This window comes from Staphylococcus pseudintermedius (genome assembly GCF_034042775.1).
Classification (GTDB): domain Bacteria; phylum Bacillota; class Bacilli; order Staphylococcales; family Staphylococcaceae; genus Staphylococcus; species Staphylococcus pseudintermedius.
On record NZ_CP120150.1, the window covers coordinates 1,929,199 to 1,951,163 of the forward strand.

24 protein-coding genes are annotated in these 21,965 nt (G+C 38.5%); 4 read left to right on the plus strand and 20 right to left on the minus strand.

Translation table 11 applies throughout. From position 1 onward, the window contains the following. Positions 1-494: 494 nt before the first annotated feature. The 6 genes from P3U61_RS09060 to P3U61_RS09085 form a co-directional block, all read right to left on the minus strand. On the minus strand, positions 495-872 hold the full coding sequence (locus P3U61_RS09060; RefSeq protein WP_037543544.1) for a PaaI family thioesterase: 378 nt from the start codon (positions 870-872) through the stop codon (positions 495-497). Between the two features lie 23 nt (positions 873-895). After that, complete coding sequence (locus P3U61_RS09065) at positions 896-2,212, minus strand: Na+/H+ antiporter family protein (RefSeq protein WP_063284811.1); 1,317 nt, start codon at positions 2,210-2,212, stop codon at positions 896-898. A gap of 134 nt (positions 2,213-2,346) precedes the next feature. Continuing rightward, the gene (locus tag P3U61_RS09070; protein WP_096538061.1) at positions 2,347-3,834 is read right to left on the minus strand and encodes a leucyl aminopeptidase family protein; all 1,488 of its coding nucleotides are present in this window, start codon (positions 3,832-3,834) and stop codon (positions 2,347-2,349) included. Positions 3,835-4,098: 264 nt separating this feature from the next. Further along, positions 4,099-5,301 (minus strand): NAD(P)/FAD-dependent oxidoreductase, encoded by a 1,203-nt coding sequence (locus tag P3U61_RS09075; protein WP_014614424.1) that lies wholly within the window; start codon positions 5,299-5,301, stop codon positions 4,099-4,101. 420 nt (positions 5,302-5,721) lie between these two features. Next, on the minus strand, positions 5,722-6,081 hold the full coding sequence (locus P3U61_RS09080; RefSeq protein ID WP_014614425.1) for a HesB/IscA family protein: 360 nt from the start codon (positions 6,079-6,081) through the stop codon (positions 5,722-5,724). Between the two features lie 12 nt (positions 6,082-6,093). Next, positions 6,094-6,330, minus strand: a complete 237-nt coding sequence (locus P3U61_RS09085) for a YuzB family protein (protein ID WP_014614426.1) — start codon at positions 6,328-6,330, stop codon at positions 6,094-6,096. A 290-nt stretch (positions 6,331-6,620) separates the two neighbouring features. Here P3U61_RS09085 and P3U61_RS09090 point away from each other — a divergent pair, with 290 nt between their 5' ends. After that, the gene (locus tag P3U61_RS09090) at positions 6,621-7,685 is read left to right on the plus strand and encodes an NAD(P)/FAD-dependent oxidoreductase (protein WP_014614427.1); all 1,065 of its coding nucleotides are present in this window, start codon (positions 6,621-6,623) and stop codon (positions 7,683-7,685) included. A 359-nt stretch (positions 7,686-8,044) separates the two neighbouring features. Here the strand turns inward: P3U61_RS09090 and P3U61_RS09095 are convergent, their stop codons facing one another. Next, the gene (locus P3U61_RS09095; RefSeq protein ID WP_101458262.1) at positions 8,045-8,374 is read right to left on the minus strand and encodes a YuzD family protein; all 330 of its coding nucleotides are present in this window, start codon (positions 8,372-8,374) and stop codon (positions 8,045-8,047) included. Positions 8,375-8,478: 104 nt separating this feature from the next. On the opposite strand from P3U61_RS09095, the gene P3U61_RS09100 reads away from it, so the two are divergent. Continuing rightward, entirely contained in the window at positions 8,479-8,721 is a 243-nt protein-coding gene (locus P3U61_RS09100; protein ID WP_014614429.1) for a NifU family protein, read from the plus strand. A gap of 584 nt (positions 8,722-9,305) precedes the next feature. On the opposite strand, the gene P3U61_RS09105 is transcribed toward P3U61_RS09100, so the two are convergent. The 3 genes from P3U61_RS09105 to P3U61_RS09115 are packed head-to-tail and all read right to left on the minus strand — an operon-like array spanning position 9,306 to position 11,498. Next, complete coding sequence (locus P3U61_RS09105; RefSeq protein WP_130921606.1) at positions 9,306-10,271, minus strand: 2-hydroxyacid dehydrogenase; 966 nt, start codon at positions 10,269-10,271, stop codon at positions 9,306-9,308. Between the two features lie 6 nt (positions 10,272-10,277). Further along, on the minus strand, positions 10,278-11,063 hold the full coding sequence (locus tag P3U61_RS09110) for a TIGR01457 family HAD-type hydrolase (protein ID WP_014614431.1): 786 nt from the start codon (positions 11,061-11,063) through the stop codon (positions 10,278-10,280). A 3-nt stretch (positions 11,064-11,066) separates the two neighbouring features. Then, positions 11,067-11,498: a DUF86 domain-containing protein gene (locus P3U61_RS09115; RefSeq protein ID WP_031253621.1), complete on the minus strand. Its 432-nt coding sequence runs from the start codon at positions 11,496-11,498 to the stop codon at positions 11,067-11,069. 100 nt (positions 11,499-11,598) lie between these two features. On the opposite strand from P3U61_RS09115, the gene P3U61_RS09120 reads away from it, so the two are divergent. Next, positions 11,599-11,865, plus strand: a complete 267-nt coding sequence (locus tag P3U61_RS09120; protein ID WP_020219501.1) for a DUF3055 domain-containing protein — start codon at positions 11,599-11,601, stop codon at positions 11,863-11,865. A 627-nt stretch (positions 11,866-12,492) separates the two neighbouring features. On the opposite strand, the gene P3U61_RS09125 is transcribed toward P3U61_RS09120, so the two are convergent. The 5 genes from P3U61_RS09125 to P3U61_RS09145 form a co-directional block, all read right to left on the minus strand. Next, complete coding sequence (locus tag P3U61_RS09125; RefSeq protein WP_014614434.1) at positions 12,493-12,858, minus strand: YutD family protein; 366 nt, start codon at positions 12,856-12,858, stop codon at positions 12,493-12,495. Positions 12,859-12,876: 18 nt separating this feature from the next. Then, positions 12,877-13,794, minus strand: a complete 918-nt coding sequence (gene lipA / locus P3U61_RS09130; protein ID WP_014614435.1) for a lipoyl synthase — start codon at positions 13,792-13,794, stop codon at positions 12,877-12,879. Positions 13,795-13,879: 85 nt separating this feature from the next. Beyond that, positions 13,880-15,199 (minus strand): bifunctional metallophosphatase/5'-nucleotidase, encoded by a 1,320-nt coding sequence (locus P3U61_RS09135; RefSeq protein WP_130921608.1) that lies wholly within the window; start codon positions 15,197-15,199, stop codon positions 13,880-13,882. Positions 15,200-15,215: 16 nt separating this feature from the next. Continuing rightward, the gene (locus P3U61_RS09140; protein WP_041613273.1) at positions 15,216-16,046 is read right to left on the minus strand and encodes a sulfite exporter TauE/SafE family protein; all 831 of its coding nucleotides are present in this window, start codon (positions 16,044-16,046) and stop codon (positions 15,216-15,218) included. A gap of 8 nt (positions 16,047-16,054) precedes the next feature. Further along, entirely contained in the window at positions 16,055-16,903 is an 849-nt protein-coding gene (locus P3U61_RS09145; RefSeq protein WP_014614438.1) for a DUF72 domain-containing protein, read from the minus strand. 123 nt (positions 16,904-17,026) lie between these two features. On the opposite strand from P3U61_RS09145, the gene P3U61_RS09150 reads away from it, so the two are divergent. Next, entirely contained in the window at positions 17,027-17,734 is a 708-nt protein-coding gene (locus P3U61_RS09150; protein WP_110148606.1) for an alpha/beta hydrolase family protein, read from the plus strand. Positions 17,735-17,766: 32 nt separating this feature from the next. Here P3U61_RS09150 and P3U61_RS09155 read toward each other — a convergent pair whose 3' ends face one another. The 5 genes from P3U61_RS09155 to sufB all read right to left on the minus strand — a co-directional run bounded on the left by P3U61_RS09155 (position 17,767) and on the right by sufB (position 21,913). After that, a complete protein-coding gene (locus tag P3U61_RS09155; RefSeq protein WP_014614440.1) occupies positions 17,767-17,889 on the minus strand; it encodes a hypothetical protein in 123 nt (40 codons plus the stop codon). 395 nt (positions 17,890-18,284) lie between these two features. Continuing rightward, positions 18,285-18,539: a hypothetical protein gene (locus P3U61_RS09160; protein ID WP_049770162.1), complete on the minus strand. Its 255-nt coding sequence runs from the start codon at positions 18,537-18,539 to the stop codon at positions 18,285-18,287. Positions 18,540-18,797: 258 nt separating this feature from the next. Then, a complete protein-coding gene (locus P3U61_RS09165) occupies positions 18,798-19,796 on the minus strand; it encodes a hemolysin family protein (RefSeq protein WP_014614441.1) in 999 nt (332 codons plus the stop codon). Between the two features lie 289 nt (positions 19,797-20,085). Next, positions 20,086-20,370: a type 1 glutamine amidotransferase family protein gene (locus tag P3U61_RS09170; protein ID WP_070407539.1), complete on the minus strand. Its 285-nt coding sequence runs from the start codon at positions 20,368-20,370 to the stop codon at positions 20,086-20,088. A gap of 145 nt (positions 20,371-20,515) precedes the next feature. Next, on the minus strand, positions 20,516-21,913 hold the full coding sequence (gene sufB / locus P3U61_RS09175; protein ID WP_014614443.1) for a Fe-S cluster assembly protein SufB: 1,398 nt from the start codon (positions 21,911-21,913) through the stop codon (positions 20,516-20,518). Positions 21,914-21,965: the final 52 nt, after the last annotated feature.

Here is a 21,965-nt window from a genome sequence, read left to right on the forward strand (position 1 = left end):
ACTTTTATCAATTAATGATGATTCAACCGTTAATAATAGGGATGAATCGGACTTAAAAAATGGGATGCTATGAATTGTTTTCATTTCATAAACATGCCCTCAAAATGTTTACTATAAGGTTGTTCAGAAGGCTGAGACGCCTGTGGGAAGGCATGCATACTGCTTACAGTGACCTCTACACTTTAATAGTGGCTACTGTTTATCGCATTAGCGGTCTGACTTCTCAATGTATACACTTTTGAGAAGTCCAGCACGCCTTGCGGAAGCAGTACGACGAAATCTTTGTGACACATGAGGGTTCTGTACTGCTCCCAAAATCCACTAACGCCTCAACAAATGTAGCAGTTTAATCCAACATTAGTGAGTTGAAGGACTAGCCCCTCGGAATGCGAAGCCATGATGGCAATCAAAAACCACAAATCAAATGGAGGGCAAGTTAAACAAAATACTACATCAATAGCTTCAAAATTTTCTATGTCTGCCCTTCTCTCAAATTACTGCTTCAATGGTTTAATCGCAATCGTACCGCGCATAGCTGAAATCAACTGCCCTGCTTGATTTTTAATATGAATGTCCCACACATGCGTTGTACTACCTTGATGCAAAATGCGTGCTTCTGCATAAACGACACCTTCACGGACTGAACTGATATGGTTCGCATTCATTTCTAACCCTAGAGGAATATGCGTCGAAGTGTCTATTAAATGGGCCGAGCCTAGCGAACATGCTGTTTCCCCTAATGCGAGTGATGCTCCGCCATGTAAATAACCAAATGGCTGTTTGACTTTATCCGTCACAGGCATCGACATTTTCAAATAGCCGTCCTCCTGTGCTTCGACTTTCATTTCTAATAACTCGATTAAGTTTGTCATGAGGGTCACTCCTTTTTCTATTATTATAATACGAGTGCCGCAATCGTTCCCATAATAATGAGTGGTATATTATAAAAGACAAAGTTCGGAATACACGTATCACGAATATGATCGTGCTGACCGTCTACATTGAGTCCTGCTGTTGGTCCTAATGTCGAATCGCTCGCTGGAGAACCTGAATCCCCAAGTGCACTCGCTGTACCGATTAATGCGATTAATGCCATCGTACTCATTCCCATTGCTTCACCAAACGGTATAAAGAGCGCGGCTAAAATTGGGATCGTCGCAAATGAAGAACCAATTCCTAAAGTCACGACTAAACCGATGAGATACATGAGTACAATACTTACCAATAAATTATCTCCTGAAATCGTAGTTAAGCCGGTCACTAACTTTTCAATATCACCTGTCGCATTCATCACACCTGCAAAACCATTCGCAGTTAAAATCACGACGCCGATGTAAGCCATAATTTTAATGCCATCCACAAATTGGTCGTCGAGTTTGCGCCAAGAATAAATACCAGAAATGAAAAAGACAAGCACCCCTGCCAATGCACCGAAAATCATTGAATCTGAGAACATTTGAACGAGAAATGTAGCTAAAATCGCAACAACCGTAACGATAATGACAGATGGTTTTAAATCCACAGCCACCTCTTCCTCTTGCGCTGCCGTTTCCCGATACGTTCTCGGTTTACGATAATAAAACATGGCGATAATAAGTCCGATAATATAACCTGATGCTGGTATGAGCATTGCTTTCCAGATCATATTAAATTCAATCGGATGGTGTGCCTTTTCAAATCCTTTTTGAATGATCTCATGGAAAATGTGACCGAAGCCAAATGGTAATAAGACATACGGAAAACATAGACCAAAACCAATAATCATCGCAATTAAGCGGCGATCGATTTTCAATTCATTAAATAAGCTTAATAAAGGGGGAATCACAATTGGAATAAAAGCAATATGGACTGGAATCACGTTTTGACTCATGATACTCAGTAATAGTAAGCTCACGATAATGAGTACTTTCACTTTAATTCTCGAAACTTTTGTCTCTTCTGCACGAATAGATAAAATCACTTTACGTACGAGATAATCTGTAATCCCACTGTATGAAATGAGTGCAGCAAAGCCACCGAGTAAAGCATAACTGAGCGCTACTTCTGCCCCATCCACAATATTTTCTGTAAAAGTTGTAATCGTTTTATCAAATGGCAGACCTGCAATCCATCCGCCGATGAGTGCACTAATAAATAAACTAATGACGACGTTGAGCCGACATAAACAGAGCACTATCATGATGACGACCGCTATTAACACAGCATTCATTATTCTATCTCCTTTAATTCATTATCGAGCTAAAGCGTATGGGTATAATTGTAACAGTTGTCACGTCATTCGTCAATGCTTACTACATCAAAATTAAAGCGGGAGTGGCACAAATTCATGGCACACTCCCCCTTTCTTTACTGATTCATACCGTATTGATTTTTCAACCATGTGACAATTGTAGGAATCATAAAACCTGTTGGACCTTTTGGACCTTTATGTGTCGCTTTATTGATTGTTGCTGGTCCCGCAATATCAAAATGAAGATGTGGTGTTTGACCACTGAAATGCATAATAAATGCTGCCGCAAATAAAGCTTTACCGTGCGCATTGACATGGTTCGTTAAATCTGCCACATCTGATGCTTTAATATTTTTACGTTCTGTCTCAGTAATCGGCAACTCAAACACAGGTTCTTCATAAATTTGAGAAGCTTGAAAAATTTGATTCAACACTTCTGGTTGGACACGATGTTGGAACACGGCTGCTTTATCTTCACCTAATGCAACAACTGCCGCTCCTGTCAATGTTGCGAAGTCCATAATCATCTCGGGCTTGTATTGGTTCGCATAAAACGTCGCGTCAGCCAACACTAAACGCCCTTCCGCATCGGTATTCGGCACTTCGACGGTTTCACCACTGACCGCTGTAAATACATCATCCGGCTTCATCGCATTATTCGCAATCATATTTTCTGCTGCCGCAATAACGGCTACAATATTCACTTTGAGTTTCAATGCTCGGATTGCTTCAACCATACCAATGACGTTAGCCGCACCACTCATATCAAATTTCATTGACGGCATGCCATTTTTAGATTTGATGGAATAACCACCTGAATCGTACGTAATCCCTTTACCGACTAAAGCGATCACTCGATCTTCATGGTCCGGATCTCCTTGATATTCTAATGTAATCATACGCGGAGGATGTACAGACCCTTTGCCGACAGCTTGGACTAATCCGAATCCTTCTTGTACAATCGCGTGTTCATCTTTAATGTGGACTTTAACTGCTGTATCTTTAAAATACTGTTCAACCGTTTCAGCTAAATAAGCAGGCGTCATAATATTTGGTGGTGTATTACTCAAATCACGCGCGCGGTTAACGGCACGACCTAACTTTTGTCCCACTTCAATTGGATCTGTATAGTCTGACACTTGGTCACAATCCAATACCATTTTAAGATGGAACGGTGCTTTTTTATCAGATTTATAATCATCAAATTGATAAATCGCCTGTTCACTTTGAAGACCCATTAATTTAAATATCGTTTCTGATTCTAGTGATTTGGCTAAAAATGTATTCACTTTTAAATTGATTTTAGCAATCGCACCTTGTTGTAAATATTGGAATAATTTGCCCCATATTTTCAAATAATCTTGTGCTTTCAATTGGTTCAAATTACCGAGACCTACCGTAATTAAACGATACATTTGATTTTCTATTGTGACTCCAGTTGACGCAATTTCACCTACTTTTGAACTGATGAGATGATGTGCTTTTAATTCCGTCAATGCTTCGAAAAATGCCGTATCCTGTTTCACGACATCGAAATATTGGTTTAAATGTTCTGGAACACCTGCAATGATCGCAGCTGCTGTTTCTGTTTGCTGTGAAGGCATCACTTTCACTCCTTTTTAATATGTAAAAAAGGAGTAGAAGAGCAACCTAAATATGACATTTAGATCCCTTTTCCACTCCCTGCAGTTATCATATACATTTTGTTACACTGTATATGTATACCGTATGCTTAAAATCTTTTTCTCTAATCAAGCATTGGACTGATAAAAGTCATACCGTTTCATCATCAATGCGTTATTTCAAAACCTTACTCAGTGAGACTCCTGATTTTAATATCGTCGAATCAAAGCAGGGTTGATTAATGCTTAAAATTTACCTTTTTTGTAAGCTAAACCTAAACCACCAATTTTAAAGATGGCACGTGTATCAATGACACGTTTCATGAATGCTGCTTTTTTACCAGTAATTTCGCGGCCATAAACGATACCCACACCGTCATGACGACCTAATGAACATACTGTACCACGATCGCTATATTTGAAGTCTTCTGTTGGTGCACCTTTTAAGATATTCACAATGTTAGAAGCTGTTTTTTCACCTTGTTGCATTGCGATTTGAGCTGTTGTTGGTAATGGACGATCGCCACCTTCAGGGATGAATGCAGAGACGTCACCAATGACGAAGATGTCATCGTAACCCTCGATAGTTAAATCTTGTTTCGTTACAATACGTCCACGTTTAACGCCTTCGAATGATTTTTCCATTAATTGGCTACCACGAACACCTGCAGCCCAAATGACAGTGTTCGCTTCTAATTGTTGCTCTTCATCATTAATTTTAACAACGAAACCTTTGTCATTTGCTGCAACAATAGGTGTACCGACTTTGAACTCTACACCGCGTTGTTCTAAATAGCTCACTGCATGACTAACAAGCTCATCAGAAAACATTGGTAACATTTTTGGCGCAGCTTCTACACAAGTAACTTTTACTTTACTTTGTTCTACACCGTATTTGTTAGCAAGTTCAGGAATACGGTCTGTTAATTCACCTAAAAATTCAATTCCAGTGAATCCTGCTCCGCCGACAAGAATCGCTAAGTCTTTGTCGTCTTTTGTTTTTGATGCAGCATAATTTGCAAATTTATCTTCAAGATGGCGAGAGATTTGACGCGCAGTATTGACATTTTCGATTTGGAAAGCGTGTTCTTTCATACCTTCAATGCCAAATGTTTCTGATTCAAAACCTAAAGCAACAACTAAAATATCATATTCGAAAATACCGCGTGTTGTTTCAACTTTTTTCGCATTGCGGTCGATTTTTGTTACTTCCGCACGAACGAAATCAACATGTTTTTTCAACACGTTTTCGATTGGATATAAGACGTCCTCATAATTTAATGTACCTGCTGAAGCTTCATGTAACCAAGTTGCTTCATAGTGATAGTCGTTTTTGTTGATTAAAGTAATCTGTGCGTCTTGTTCTGATAATTTTTTTTGAAGTTTTGTAACAGTTTGTAAGCCCGCATAACCAGCACCTAAAACAAGTACTTTTTTACGTTCTGCCATTTGCATTCACCTATTCTTTCGTAAATATAATCAAATTCCAATAATACTGTATACCCTCTCAATTTTTACAGTACACAAAATTGTAAAATATTGTCATTCATTAGTGTATAGTTTTTTATTATTGAATTCAAGTTAATACCCTATAAGTTTTCAACAGATTTTCATTATTTTTGTCGCTCATCTTAAAAAAATATTGTGACGCGTCAAATCATTGTAAGTACGCTTAGCCTATGCTATGCCACCTACTCGATCTCATTTTGAATGCATCCGTGTCATACGAAGAAAACCGAGACAATTCGATATGGCGAAGAGTCTCGGATATTCAATATCACTCTGTAGTTGCTTTCATATGTTACATTTCAGTCTTTTTAAGCATGACATAAATCGCATTAAAAAGGATGTTGTCCACCATTCACTCGATTAACAACTTTCTGGTGAACCTGCCGCCTGCGCTGTTCTAAATGAGCTACCACAACCACATGATGCAATCGCGTTCGGATTATCGATTTGAAAACCGCCACCCATTAAAGATTGTTTAAAGTCAATAGTTGTGCCATTTAAAATCGGCGCATCTTCTTTATCTACAAGTACTTTTAAACCGAAAAATTCAAGTACTTCATCATTTTCACCTGGTTCAGCTTCAGCAGTCATGCCGTACGTTAAACCTGTACAACCCCCACCGTTTACTTTCACTTTTAAATAACCATCTGCCATATCATTTTGCTTCAACATATCTTTCACTTCATATGCTGCTGCTTCTGTCAAATTGACTACTGCCATGTTTTAGCCTCCTTAAAAAGTCCACGTTTCTTCTATATGCTTATAAATATTTTGCAATAAATCGTCTGGCGTATCACCTTCAACTATATCACCATTCACAAGTGCGTAGAGTCCCGACGAACAAATCCCACAGTTTTGAAGGCAACCATAATCTAGAACATCCACTCCCGGATCATTTTCTAAAGTTTGGTAAACAACTTCTGAACCTCTCGCCATATTAGAAATACAAAACTCGACAATCGGATTCATTTTACACCCTCTTCTATGTTTTAATGTTATCAGTATAACAAATTTTAGAACGGACATCTATGAGACGGCTCATGTTAACGCTTCATCATACACATCGATTGGATTGACAAAATTGGTTTGTGAAAAATTTTGAAAGCACGTGTTTTCCTTTGTTTGTGTGGCTTTCGAAAAAGGGATATAATTAAATTTAGAGCTATGATCAATAACTTGAACGGTGCCTATTTCGTTTTGTGTGGAGTCCATTGCTGAAATAGATATCGGAATATACATCACTAAAGAGGGGTATCAAAATGAAGAATTTAGTATTGCTAGGCGGCGGTTATGGTAACATGCGCATTATGTCTAAAATTTTACCAGACGCGCTTCCAAATGATTATAATATGACGTTAATCGACCGGATGCCTTACCATGGGCTTAAAACAGAATTTTATGCATTAGCTGCTGGCTCTAAATCTGATAAAGAGGTACGTGTTAATTTCCCACAACATGACAGAACCCACACAGTATACGGAGAAATTACAGATATCGATTTAGACAATCAAATCATTTCTGTAGGTCAAACAAAAGTCGATTACGATGAACTAGTGATCGGTCTAGGCTGCGAAGATAAATACCACAATGTCCCAGGTGCTAAAGAATATACGTACAGCATCCAAACTTTACATGACGCTCGTAAAACTTACCACGACATTTCTGATCTTCCTACCAATGCAACTGTCGGTATTGTCGGTGCTGGTTTAAGTGGTATCGAACTCGCGAGTGCATTACGCGAAAGTCGTAGCGATTTGAAAATCTACTTATACGATCGCGGTGAGCGTATTTTAAATCAATTCCCTGAAAAATTAAGTAATTATGTTAAAAAATGGTTCGATCAACACGATGTCACAGTCGTGCCTAATTCGGATATCGTCAAAGTTGAACCAGGTATACTTTATAATAAAGAAACGAAAAATGAACACGACCTCATCGTCTGGACTGCAGGAATTCAACCTGTCGAAATCGTGCGAAATCTGCCTGTTGACTTAAGTCGTAGTAATCGCGTGATGGTGAACCAATATCACCAAATCCCAACGTATCCTAATGTATATGTTGTTGGAGACTGTGCGAACTTGCCACATGCCCCGAGCGCACAACTCGCTGAAGAACAAGCTGACCAAATCGCGATGGTGTTAACGACATTGTGGAAAGGGAAAAATTTACCTGAAAAAATGCCTGAAATTAAGATTCAAGGTTTTCTAGGTTCTTTAGGTGAAAAGAAAGGTTTTGCTTATTTGATGGATACAACGGTAACTGGACGTTTAGCTTCCATCTTGAAATCAGGCGTACTTTGGTTGTATAAACATCATAACGGATAGAAATTGAGCTTTTACTGTTCATTTAAACGCTAATTTTATAAATGCCAAAACGAGCTTACGTTCCTATAGGCTCATCCTCGGAATGCGTGCCCATTTTGGCATTTTTATATTAGAGGTGCTACAATCACGCCCTAATGTTACGGAAATCAACTCAAAAGTGCATCAAATAAAATCTGATATCAAATAAAGTGAAACTGAGAACAAGTTTATGAAATCAAAAAACAATAGCATCAATTTTTTCTATCCCATTTACCCTCATTTTCCGATTGCTTTAAAATCATTAATGAATCATGAAACTTACGAAAGAATTAAGGATAAAAACCTTCTATTCCTAACCCCGCTATTATTCTCTACTTCTCCTATTCTGCGGATACTTCAAAGTTGCGTTCAATAAAACGTTTAATTGGTTTCAATTGAATATAACCATCTGCCACATATTCATCGTTCATCGTCACTAATGGGTAAAACAATTCATCTTCTTGAATTTGTTCAATAAACTGTATATCATGATCTGACAAATTATCTTGTGCCCCCATAATATCAATATATGTGTATTCAAAATCGATGTTTGGATATTTTCGTGGTAATAATGTTTTCAACCAATCATACGTGTTTTCCGAACTCGGTGCATTCACGCAACTTGCACAAACGACTTCTGCACCATACACAACGACACTTACTTTTTCCATAGCCATCCCCCCTAATTGATTCGATAGATTTTTTGTACTGATTCTATTATAATAAAAAGATAAGGATAAAATGAACCATTTAAATTTGAAAGGAGGCATTACGCATGCCAACTGAAAATGCTACAATGTACGATCAAGTTGCAGAAGTCATTGAGAAATTACGCCCGTTCTTATTACGTGACGGTGGCGACTGTGAACTTGTCGACGTGGAAGATGGTATTGTAAAACTTCAATTACTCGGTGCTTGTGGCACATGCCCAAGTAGTACAATTACTTTAAAAGCTGGGATTGAACGTGCATTAGTAGAAGAAGTACCAGGTGTTGTCGAGGTCGAACAAGTATTCTAACAACATGTTTAATTCAATGTCGTATTTCATATGAGAAAAAAAGAAGATGAGACACAAAAAAATTTTTGATGCTATTGATGCAGTATTCTGGTTTAACTCGCCCTCATATCCTACCATTTGTGTTTATGATTGCACTCATGGCTACGCGTTCCCAGGGACTGAACCTTCAACTCAATTCGACTTGATTATAATGTAAACAAGATAGATACCGAATTGGATTTTGAGAGCAGTACAAAAAGCGTTTGTGTCACAAAGATGTCGTCGTATTGCCCCGCAAGGCTGACTAGACTTCTCAAAAGCATGCGCATTGAGAAGTCAGACAGCTACTGCGTTAAACGGTAACCACTTTTAATGTAAAAAAGTGACAGTTAGCAGTATGTAGTCAATTCCTCACGAGTTTCAGCTTTCTAGGCAATCTTACATTAAATAAAGTAAAACTAAGAGCAAGTTTATAAAATCCAGAAAAACAATAGCATCAATTTTTCATCCAATTCATCCTCTTTTTTCTGCTGTTTTATAATCTTTAATGAATAGATAAAGGCTGGGAAAAGACAATAATCCCAGCTCTTTTTTATGTTGAAATGCTAACCCATTTTAACTTGATTGCGCGGTTTTTGACCTTCTAAAACGTCCTTAATATTTAATAAACACGTTTGGATCATTTGGTCACGTGTGAGTACAGTCGCACTACCGATATGTGGTGTTACAATGACGTTCGGATACTGCAGTAACGGATGATCTGTACGAATTGGTTCATCGCGCACGACATCTAAACCACAGCCGGCAATTTCTCCTGTTTCAATCGCTTCAACGAGATCTTCTTCAACAACTAAATCCCCACGACCGATATTAATGAAAATCGCATCCTTACGCATATTCTTGAATACTTCTTTATTAAATTTATTTTGCGTGTCAGGTGTAGACGGTGCCGTACAAATGACAAAATCACTTTCTTTAATCAATTTATCAAATGATGTGTAAAACGCACCTAATTCTTGTTCGGCTTGAATATTTCGCGAACGGTTGTGATACAAAATGTCAGCGTGGAATCCTTTTAAACGACGCGCAAAGGCACGACCGATCTCACCCATTCCATAAATACCAACTTTAGATTGATAAATATCTTTACCGGCTAACAAATAAGGGCCCCAGCTTTCCCATTTGCCATCTTGAACATATTTTTCTGCTTCTACGATACGTCGGGACGTTGCCATCATAAGCGCAAAGCCTAATTCAGCTGTTGTCTCAGTTAGCACATGTGGTGTGTTTGAAATCTCGACTTCATGTTGCGCTGCTGCTTGTAAATCAATATTGTCAAAACCTACAGCCATATTTGCGACAATTTTCAAATTCGGCGCCGCTTCAAATAAAGTGACATCGATTTTTTCACTTAACGTGACAAGTATCGCTGTTTTATCTTGGACTGCTGCTATAAATTTCTCACGTGGCATAGGTGTCAATTCATGATCCCACATTTCAACTTCACCTAAAGTTTCAAGTCGTTCTACAAATTTCTGTGGAATACGTCGCGTTACTAAAATTTTTTCCATCTCTCATCACTCGCCTTTGATTAATTGTTCACGTAACTCATTCAAATCTTTCACACTATAAGTCGGCGGTACGTCACGTTGCATGACTTCTTCTTTCGACGTTACACCTGTTTGAACATGAATCGTATCGATGCCGAAGTTAATTCCTGCCATAATATCCGTGTCGTATAAATCACCAATCATCGCCACTTCATCTTTGTTCAGTTGTAGCACTTCTAACGATTTTTCCATGATAGGTGTTTCAGGTTTACCAATAAAAATCGGCTGTTGTTTAGATGATACCGTTACAACGCTTGTCAAAGAACCGTTGCCTGGTAAAAAGCCTTGTTCTTTAGGAATCGATGGGTCCGGATTGGTAGAAATAAATGTCGCACCGTTTTGAACGGCTAACGTTGCTGTCGTTAGTTTTTCATAAGTAATCGCTTCGTCCAAACCTACAACGACGTAATCGACATCGATGCCATTTTCAAGTTGTAAGCCCGCCTCTTCTAATGCTGTCGCTAATCCAGAGCCCCCAATCATAAAAACTGTGGCACCTGGTTTTTCACCATGGATATAATCTGCTGTTGCCATTGCTGACGTAATGACTTCTTGTGGCTTTGCGTCAATGGCCATCGTCGTTAGTTTTTCCACTACATCGACTGGTGCTTTCGTTGAGTTATTCGTCACATATAAATGTGGAATTTGATTTTCATTTAAGTAATCAATAAATTCAGATGCACCTTCAATTTTTTGATTACCTTTATACATCGTTCCATCCAAGTCGATTAAATAGCCTTTGTATGCTTTCATTGCTTATTGCGCTCCTTTTCCAAATGCTGTTACAGGGACATTTTCATTTTCTAAAAACTGTAAAACTTCTTCAATAAACTGCTCATAAAATGGGACTGTTTGATCAAATAATGGGATTAACTGCGCTATATCTAATGTATCGTAATAGTGCACGAACTGACGGCGCACATCTATCGTTTCGTGTAAAGCGTGTTGGGTCTCTTTAGAAATGGCGCCCTCAAGCTCTAAAATATCAATGACGTCTTTATAATTGCCTGGGTCTCTCAAAATGAAGGCATCGATAATCATGTTGCCGATATCGACTGAGGACTCAATCAACATTTGTGCGACACGTTCAAATGCGTAATGATTTGATTTTACCGTCTCATAATCTTCAGTGAGTTGTTTTAAATATTTTAATTTCGTTTCTAATTGTGTTTTATCAACAAAATACACTTTATGGTCACCCCTATTCCCCTCTATCATATCATAATTTTGCATGCAACTTCATTTATCGCTATACTTGCCTTAACATGATTTTAAAGGAGTTACACACATGATAGATATGTTTTTATATGATGATATAGAACCTTCTCAAATTCGTTTTGTTGGCTTTGTTGGTGAGCATAGCCGTTATGATTTGGTGTTGATTCAAACGGATCGTCATTATGGTAAGACGTTAGTGTTGAATACGCAGACGAATAAGTTTGGGATTATTGGGACGGATGATTTAGAGGAAGAAGGTTATATTGCTTATATTTTGGGCGTGAGTGAAGAAGAGGGCGATGAGATTAGGGCTTATTTGCATGAAGTGATTCAGTAGTGGTAATTTTAAATCTTTGTTGTACATAGGTTATTTTTTGTTCGTTCGATTGCCGAACAGTGCTACGCTTTCCTAGGCGCTATCCCTTCAACGCAATTCAACTTGATTAAAGTGTATATTGGGATGTAGCCGAAATGGATTTTGGGAGCAGGACATAAATTTCATGTACAACAAAGATTTCGTCATACTGCCCCCGCAAGCTTGGCTAGGCTTCTCAAAAGTGCAAACCTTGAGCAATCAGACATCTACTGCGTTGAACACTAGCCACATTTAAAGTTAAATGACGTTATTGTTTTTTTACATCTTCCCTCGGGAGTCTTCCTCGGTTTTTAACTATTATGGCGCAGGACATCTAATGCTACAAGGTTCTACAATTACTTTTCTTCTTCATGCCATTTTTCACCAATATTCCCACTTCATCATCTCAATCATTTTCTGTAGAGAGACTGGAGCAAGATTTCCGCGTCATCAAACGTCTTGCAATGCTTATTTTTTCAGCGCTTTCCTCTCTTTTCTGCTTAACTGATCACAGTCAATACTTAATATCCCAAATAAAAAACAGCACGCACACGATGAAGTTCACTATACTTCACTATGCACATGCTGCTCATATATCATTCGAATGATTTAATCTTGTATTGTCGGTTGTATTTTGACATCCTTCAATTTATCTGTTGCATCAATAGGCGCATCATGTCCTAATTGTTGTTCGACTTCTGCTTTTGAAAGTCGACGTACGACAAAGTAGGCACATCCAAAATTACAATATTCATAGAGATAATCTTGTATCGTTGAAAAGCGTTTGTTAAAATCTGCTTTTTTATAGGAATCATGATAGAAGCCCTTTAATCTCAATTGATCGTAACCATAGTCCCCAACGACAAAGTCATATTTATCTAGAATTTCAGAATATCTCGCAATAAAATCATCTTCATTGAACCCATCTTTATATGACGTTAATAATTCAAAATAATGGTTTCCTACTTTAATCATACGTTCATCACCTGGTTCTTATAATTTAAGTTGTTCTTCACCAAGTCGATGTTTCGCTTTAGCTGCTTCATTTACTTGTTCATCTGCATGGTAAGAACTACGCACTAATGGACCCGCTTGACAATGTTTGAAGCCTTTTTCCATCGCAACTTTACGCAATTTACCAAATTCTAATGGTGTGTAGTATTTTTGTACTTTTAAATGTTTACGAGAAGGTTGTAAATATTGACCGATTGTTAAAATGTCTACACCGTTCGCACGTAAATCATCCATCGTTTCGTGAAGTTCTTCAATTGTTTCACCTAATCCCACCATAATACTTGATTTTGTTGGGATGTCTGGTTGCAACTCTTTAGAACGACGTAAAAATTCTAATGTACGATCGTAAGTGGCACGCGCACGCACTCTTGGTGTCAAACGACGTACTGTTTCGATATTGTGGTTTAAAATGTCCGGACGTGCAGCCATTAATGTTTCTAATGCTTCATAGTCGCCACCCATGTCAGAAGGTAAAATTTCAATTGTTGTGAATGGGTTAAGCTCGCGAACTTTGCGTACTGTTTCAGCGTATACATTTGAACCGGCATCTTTCAAGTCGTCACGCGCTACTGCAGTGATAACGACGTGTTTCAAGTTCATTTGTTTCACTGAATCAGCGACACGTTCTGGCTCACCTAAGTCCAACTCATTCGGTAAACCTGTTTTAACTGCACAGAAACGACATGCACGTGTACAAACATCACCCAAGATCATAAATGTAGCCGTACGACGCTCACCCCAGCACTCATGGATGTTTGGACATTTTGCTTCCTCACATACAGTATGTAGTCCTTTTTCGCGCATCATTTTCTTTAAGCCTGTGTAGTTCTCGTTTGTGTTTAACTTTATTTTAAGCCAATCTGGTTTGCGTAAAATTTCTTCATTTTTTGTAGCCATAACAGCGGAAAACCTCCCATAATTTATAGGTCTTACTCTATTATAACGAACTTTACAAGAAATTAAAATCTCCTGTTCATGCAAATTAAACCGTTAACAACTTTTCTTTAAATATGTCTCTCAAAAACTCAGGCATTAAGTATTGGATGTGACCGCCTTTTAAAGTTGGAAAATAGCGTCCAAACGTGTACATATCTACCGTCCCTAAAATATAAGTCGCCTCATCATCAATCTCTTTGCCATTCACAAAGTAGCGTTCACTCGATTCAATGTAGCCCGCTTCAAATAAAATATAACCGCCAAAGATATCCCCACGAAAGCCTAGACCTTGGGCGTAATCGTACATATATTCTTGAGCACGGGCTTTCAATAGCACTTCTTTCAATTCAGCCCCTGTTAAACGAATACGTACGACATTGATTGGATGGGGCAACATTTGATGGATATCATATTCGGTTAATCGTTGTGCCGTGTAGCCTTTGACAATCAAACCCGCATTAATAATTGTACAGTCTGCTTCGGTAAATTCGTGCACGCTTTCAGCTAACAAATAACTCGCTTTTGTAATATGATTCATCGCACGTTGCAAAGTGATCGGTGTATCCACGACTGGTGCGTTGAGGAGTGCTTTCCCTTCCGCTTCAAAGTTCGTCTCAACTTCAGGCAATTGCTCAAGTGGATGTAACATCGCAGTCTTCTCAATGACTTTACCGTTTTCTATCTCTAGCGTCACTTCCCCTAAATATTGACCGTACTTTCCTGCTGCCGCCATTAATACACCATTTTGAATTTCACCGTCTTCAAAGTAATGATGGGTATGGGCACCAAAGATAACATCAATTTCTGGTAGTGTTTCGCAAAGTTTCTCATCAAAAAAGATACCAACATGACTCAATACAATTAAAACGTCATATTCACCCTTATGCGCGGCGATTTCTTGTTGTATCGCATCAAGAGGATCAGTCACCACCCAATCTAGTGCGCGATAAAATGGGGTGAATGGCGCTGTTGCTGCGACATACATCACACGCACGCCTTCAATTTGTTCAATATAAGATGTCAAAAAGTTGTGTGGTAATTGACCTGATTCATCTAATACATTCGTACACGTCAATTTAAACTGTGCCTCATCGTACAATGCATTCAACGCTTCATGTGAAATCGTCATACCTTCATTGTTTCCGATTGTCGCTACATCACATCCCGCTTCATTCAGGAGTTCTATATTGCGTTTCCCTAACGTGCCTTCTGTTACAGGTAAGGATAAATCGACATGATCGCCGATATCGACATAACGAGAAGGATGCGTTAATTGTGCACGTGCCTTTGTTAAATATGCTGTGATACGTGAATAAGCATGTAAATGACTGTGAATATCATTCGTATGATAAATCGTTAAACGCATAATCTCGCCTCACTTTTTAGTTAAAGAATGATTGTAAAATGAGATAAATCCCTAATCCTAGCATGACTAATCGTAAAATTAAAACTACGGTATCGGATTTGACCGTTTTATTCAATCTCACACCTAATTGTGCGCCGACCCAACTTGAAATGATCAAAATCAAACTGTACCCCCATAACACATGACCTAACATAATATGACCGATGGAACCAGTCACACTTGAGAAGAAAATCATCATCATACTTGTCCCTACTGCAATATGGGGTGGGAAACGGAATACAAGCAACATTAATGGTGTCATCAATGCACCACCGCCAATGCCAAATAAGCCTGCTGTTAAACCAATAATAAATGACGCAATAATCGCAATAGTTGGAACAACACCATAACGATAATGTTCACCGTGTGCATCTGTAAATGACTTCATATAGCGTTCTTGTTGGAAGGCTTTAATCGGTGGTATACGATGACGGACCATTAATAATACAGAGATGAGAATTAGAAACATCCCAAAGTATAAATTAAATGAATGTAGCGTTAAATATTGGCTTAAATAAGCACCAATCAACGCCCCTGGAATGATACCAATCGTGAATATGATGCCATTTTTTACATCCACTTGCTTTTGTTTTAAATAACCTACCGTTGAGGACAACCCTGTCGCAATTAAAATAATGGATGATGTACCAATTGCAGTTTGCGGTGTAATGCCCCCTAAAATATTTAACGTGACACCAAAATAAATTAATGTCGGTACAATGATAATGCCACCACCAATTCCAACTAAAGAACCGATAATAGCGGATAAAAATCCTACGAGAATAAGAATGATAATACTCAACGTCACGCCCTCCTCTAAAACAATTTAAGTTGTTGTGGTGCTAAACCTTCATAATCAATGCCTAAAAGTTTTTGAAAATACTTGGCATTTGCTGCAGCATGACCGCCTGAGTTGTTGTTAAACACGACATATACATGTTGCGCTTTTTGATTTAATAATGTCACTTTATCTGCTAATTGTTGTAATTCTTCAGCGTTATAATTATAAAGATACCGCACATCCCGCCATTCTTGGTCCGTCATATCCTTTTTCGTCCAACCATACTTGTTTCGTCCATGAAGTCGAACGAGTGCCGTTTGATGTGTAATGCGGTTCACTAATGGGACACTGCCTTCTCCTACTTGAGGTTCATCACATACCGAATGAATAAGTTGATTGTCTGTTAAAAATTGTAGCGTATGCTCTTTCATTTCGCCTTGGAACCAAGATTGATGACGAAATTCGATACATACCGGTACTTGTTCGAGTTGTGCGCGGACGTAGCGAATATATTTAATATTTTTAGCATTACAATCAAACCAAGGCGGAAACTGAACGAGGACCATCGCTAAACGATCTGCTTCAACTAAAGGTTGCAACATCCGTCGAAAATCATGAAATAAACTTTCAATCGTGTCTGCATAGTCGTGGTAATCTGCATGTAACGTCAGTGCTTGATGAATTTTGACGACGAATTTAAAGCGTTGTGGCGTTTCACTAATCCATTTCACAATATTACGTTCAGGTTGGATGGCATAATATGACGCATCTAATTCAACGACTGGAAAATGACTTGCATAAGTTTGTAATTTATCTGCTTTGCGCTGTAAATCTTCATACAAGGTGTCATGATCGCCCCACCCTGTTAGACCAATTTCTATCATTTTTATCACCGCCTTCATTTTATCATATCCACCACGATGATGTACGTGATGGTGCCCCTCGTTTGTTGGAAAGCAGCATAGGGTATAATGGGATTAAAGACGTGCAAAAAGGAGTTTTTAATAATGGTAAAACAAATCAGTTACGGGGCACATGAAGACCAACATTATGACGTTTATGACAATGAACAGAAAACGTCACAAGCATGGATTGTTCTCATTCATGGCGGCTATTGGAGACAAAAATATAGTAAAGCGATGATGGATTTAATGATTGACACATTGATTGAAGCTGGCTATGCAGTAGTCAATGTGGAATATCGTCGCGGTACAGCACATCCATGGCCGATACCGAGCGACGATGTGGCAGCAGCAATTCAACATTTTAAAACTTCTACCTATCAACCACGACAACTGGTTGGCATCGGACATTCTGTAGGTGGACAACTCGTTTTATTAAACGCAGAGTTATTCGATCAAATCGTCGCACTCGCACCTGTGACAGATGTCCTTTACACGTTGCATCAACATTTAGGACAAGACGCTGCAGCAGAATATTTTGACTCTAGCTCAACCCATACGATGCGTGCAGCCTCACCTTTAATGCAAGCACCTATTGATGTCGATACACTCATTGTACACGGGTTTAACGACACTTCCGTACATATGGATACCACGCTCTCCTATGTCCAAGAAAACTACAAGCATGGTCAATATTTAACACTCTATGCCTTACCTTATTTAGACCATTTGGATTGTATTAATCCTGGCGCGACACATCTCAATATGTTATTGGAATGGCTCGCACACCGTACTGCAGGCGATACGGTATAGCGGACACATATGATGCACAGTTACATGTTGAATTATTCAGCTTGTGACTGTGCATTTTGAATCAATTGGTTGAAAAAATTAGCCACATCGTGATTTTGCGCGAGACGGCCACCTTGACCACTCCACATATGCATCCAGTTTGCATCGCCTACCATACCTGCCGCAGCTCAAATATGTTACGTTTAATCATTTTGTATTGGCTAAGGTAAAATGACCGTACCTTTTTCGCGAAAATGCTGAATCCATGCATTGTGAAGCGCTCTTGCAGGTTTTCTAATAATTTCATGTGTCAGAATCGCATCTGTTGCCACACTGTTAAAATCACTTGTTTATACACTGATTTTGCGGTGCTTTCATGTATTGTTAAAAAGGTTGTCGCCACTTAAGGGGCGCATACCATTGTCCCAATTAATGGCGTTGTCTCTTGATGATCATCAAATGTTGTACGGTGACCGCCTGCTTCACTTCCTTGTGCCACAACTAGCTGCTTCTACTGCTTTGACTTCTTCACCGGTTGTCACACTACCAATTAATACGATATCGGCTGCTTTCAAACGGTTGATTGTTTTTTCATCAGGAATTCCAAAAGTGAACTGCAAATCGAAACGTGTTGTTGAATGACAATGTCAATCAATATGTCACATATGGAAGGGTCGGTATCGCCAATTGTTGGTTGTTCAAGATTTAATGCTGGGCGATATGGTGTTAAAAAGTCGTTCATCGCCGCCACAGCTTCATCTTTATATGAAAATGACTCTGGCACATATAAATTTACTGAAAAAGACTTGGATGTGCGTGCTTTCACTTTTAAAATTTCTTATTCGAGTACTGCCGAGGTCATATAACATGTACCAATCGTCGCAAGTCCACCTAATTCACTGACCGCGTTGCGACGAGTTCTGGTGTCATTCTCTCAGCCATTCCTACATGTATAATTGGATAGTCAATTTGACATTGTTCTGTCACCTTTGTTTTACACCACATCGTCAAGTCACCTTAAATTTTAAAAAAAGCTGGGTCACAATGAAATGTTCCCAGCCATTTTCTATATTTTTATGTCACTTTAACGGATTTGTTTCAATTTATCGCTTTCTTCGCGATCCATCTCATCTTCAATCTCCATACCTAACATCTCTTCAATCAAATCTTCATGTGTCACAATCGCATCTGTACCACCATATTCATCAAGTACAATAGCCATATGTTTACGTGTGACCGTCATCTTTCTCAATACCCATTCAGCACGGTTATGTTCATAAACAAACAACGGCTCTGAACAGAAATCTGTCACTGCTTTATCGGGTGTTTTACTCCAAGCTAACAAATATTTAGAATGAAACACACCTACCACATTATCGATATCGCCTTCATATACTGGATAACGCGTGTATGGATGGTTCATCACAATGTCATACACTTCATCATACGTATCCTCTACAGATAGTGATGTCACATTCACACGCGGAGTATTGCTGACATCATTCAACTTCAAACGATCAAAATCCATAACCCCTTGAATACGATTCCGTTCCATTTCGTTAAATGCGCCTTCCGTACCTGCAATCGACACCATCGTACGCACTTCTTCTTTGGACATACCTTGATTTTCTTGTCCACGTGACAATATACGATTAATGCCATCTGTTAAAGCATTCAACACGACCGTTATCGGTTTAAATACGATGACACAAAGGCGTATCACTGGAAATACAAAACGTGCAATTGGATCTGGAAATGTTGCGGCTACGGATTTCGGAATCACTTCAGCAAATACGATAATGACGACCGTTAACACCGCGGACGCAATACCGACACTTAGGCCTATATCTACTGCTAAAATCGTGACTAATGTCGGTAACAAAATATTCGCAATGTTATTACCAATTAAAATAGTGGTAATGAATTCACTCGGTTTTTCTAATAACTTCAATAATTTCGCGGATCTTTGGTGATTCTGGTCCGCTTCTGATTTTAATTTGACCTTGTTTGCTGCGGTAAGTGCCGTTTCACTCCCCGAAAAGAAACAAGAGACAATGATGAGTAAAATGATCGCAATGATCATTAAGCAGTTCCCCCTCTTAATCTCTAGCATAAGAAAATAGTCAATATGTTAAACCCATTTTCATTTTTCAACTGTTTTATAATTAACAATGCGCAATAAAAACATGAGAAAGAAGATGATGAGAAAGCTTAATGTCTCACCCTATCTCCTACTATATCATGCACATCATTTCTACTTCCCTATCATCTCAAACCTTATACACCGAAAATACATACCGGCAATCATAGTATTATTGTGTCTGAACGATAGCTAAATTGCAAATGAATCACACATAATACCTGCATGATTTTCATACATTTTTGGATTTGCGTGAGTAATAGGTTGCGCATTTTTTTAATAACGCCATAAAATGTGCACCTTCATAATATGTTTTAGTGGCACGATCTAACATCAATTTGTTTAAACTGACTGAATCGATAGGCGTGTCACTCCCATTAATATATATGTCCATGGTGTAACCTTCACGATTGAAAGCGTCATAAAAATGAACAAGTTCGCCTAACACTAACCCAGTCGGCTTCTCGTCATACCCAAACTGATGGTGACTTGTGTTGATCATCATAAGCTTTTTCATATAGTCTATCCTTTCTGAATTAAGGTAGCGACATAAAAAAACTTGTGTAAAATAAATACCTCTTTATTTTGAACATAATCAAAATAAAGAGGTATCAAAAAGGTAGTTTTCGACAATCAAAATCGCTCAACCATACCTACTCAGCTTATCCGATACTACCTTCCATCTCGAACTTGATGAGACGGTTCATTTCAACAGCATATTCCATTGGCAATTCTTTTGTAAATGGTTCAATGAAGCCCATTACGATCATCTCAGTCGCTTCTTCTTCAGAAATACCACGAGACATGAGGTAGAACAATTGCTCTTCAGATACTTTAGAAACTTTCGCTTCGTGTTCTAATGAAATGTGGTCATTGAAAATTTCGTTGTAAGGAATTGTATCGGATGTCGATTGGTTATCTAAAATTAGCGTATCACATTCGATGTTTGAACGTGCGCCCTTCGCTTTACGTCCAAAGTGTACAATACCGCGGTATACTACTTTACCGCCGTCTTTAGAAATAGATTTTGAAACGATTGTTGAAGATGTGTTTGGTGCTTTATGAATCATTTTAGCACCTGCATCTTGAACTTGGCCTTTACCCGCAAAAGCGATAGATAATGTGCTACCTTTTGCACCTTCACCAAGTAACACACATGCTGGATATTTCATTGTTAATTTCGAACCTAAGTTACCGTCAACCCATTCCATGTTTCCATTTTCATGAACGAATGTACGCTTTGTCACAAGGTTATACACGTTGTTTGCCCAGTTTTGAATCGTTGTATAACGAACGTGCGCATCTTTGTGTACAATGATTTCAACAACTGCCGAGTGCAATGAGTTCGTTGTGTACACTGGTGCTGTACAACCTTCAACATAGTTTACAGATGCACCTTCGTCAGCAATGATTAATGTACGTTCGAATTGACCCATGTTTTCTGAGTTAATACGGAAATACGCTTGTAATGGTGTGTCCAATTTCACATTTTTCGGTACGTAAATGAATGAACCACCTGACCATACTGCTGAGTTCAATGCTGCGAACTTGTTGTCAGCTGCTGGAATGACAGATGCAAAATATTCTTTGAAAAGTTCTTCGTTTTCTTTTAATGCTGTATCTGTGTCTTTGAAGATAATACCTTTTTCTTCAAGTTCTTTTTCCATGTTATGGTAAACCACTTCTGATTCATATTGTGCAGATACACCTGCTAAATATTTTTGCTCAGCTTCTGGAATACCTAATTTATCGAAAGTACGTTTAATTTCTTCAGGCACTTCATCCCAAGAACGCTCTGAACGCTCTGACGGTTTAACATAATACGTAATATCGTCAAAGTCTAATTCAGATAAGTCGCCGCCCCATTGTGGCATTGGCATTTTATAAAACTGTTTTAACGATTTTAAACGAAAGTCCAACATCCATTCAGGTTCGCTTTTCATTCTTGAAATTTCACGTACAATATTTTCTGTTAAGCCACGTTCTGATCTAAAAATCGATACGTCTTCATCATGGAAGCCATATTTATAATCGCCTACATCAGGTGCTTTTTTAGCCATCAATCATCACTCCTATTTCTAATTCATTCATGAGTGCCTTATGACAACTCAT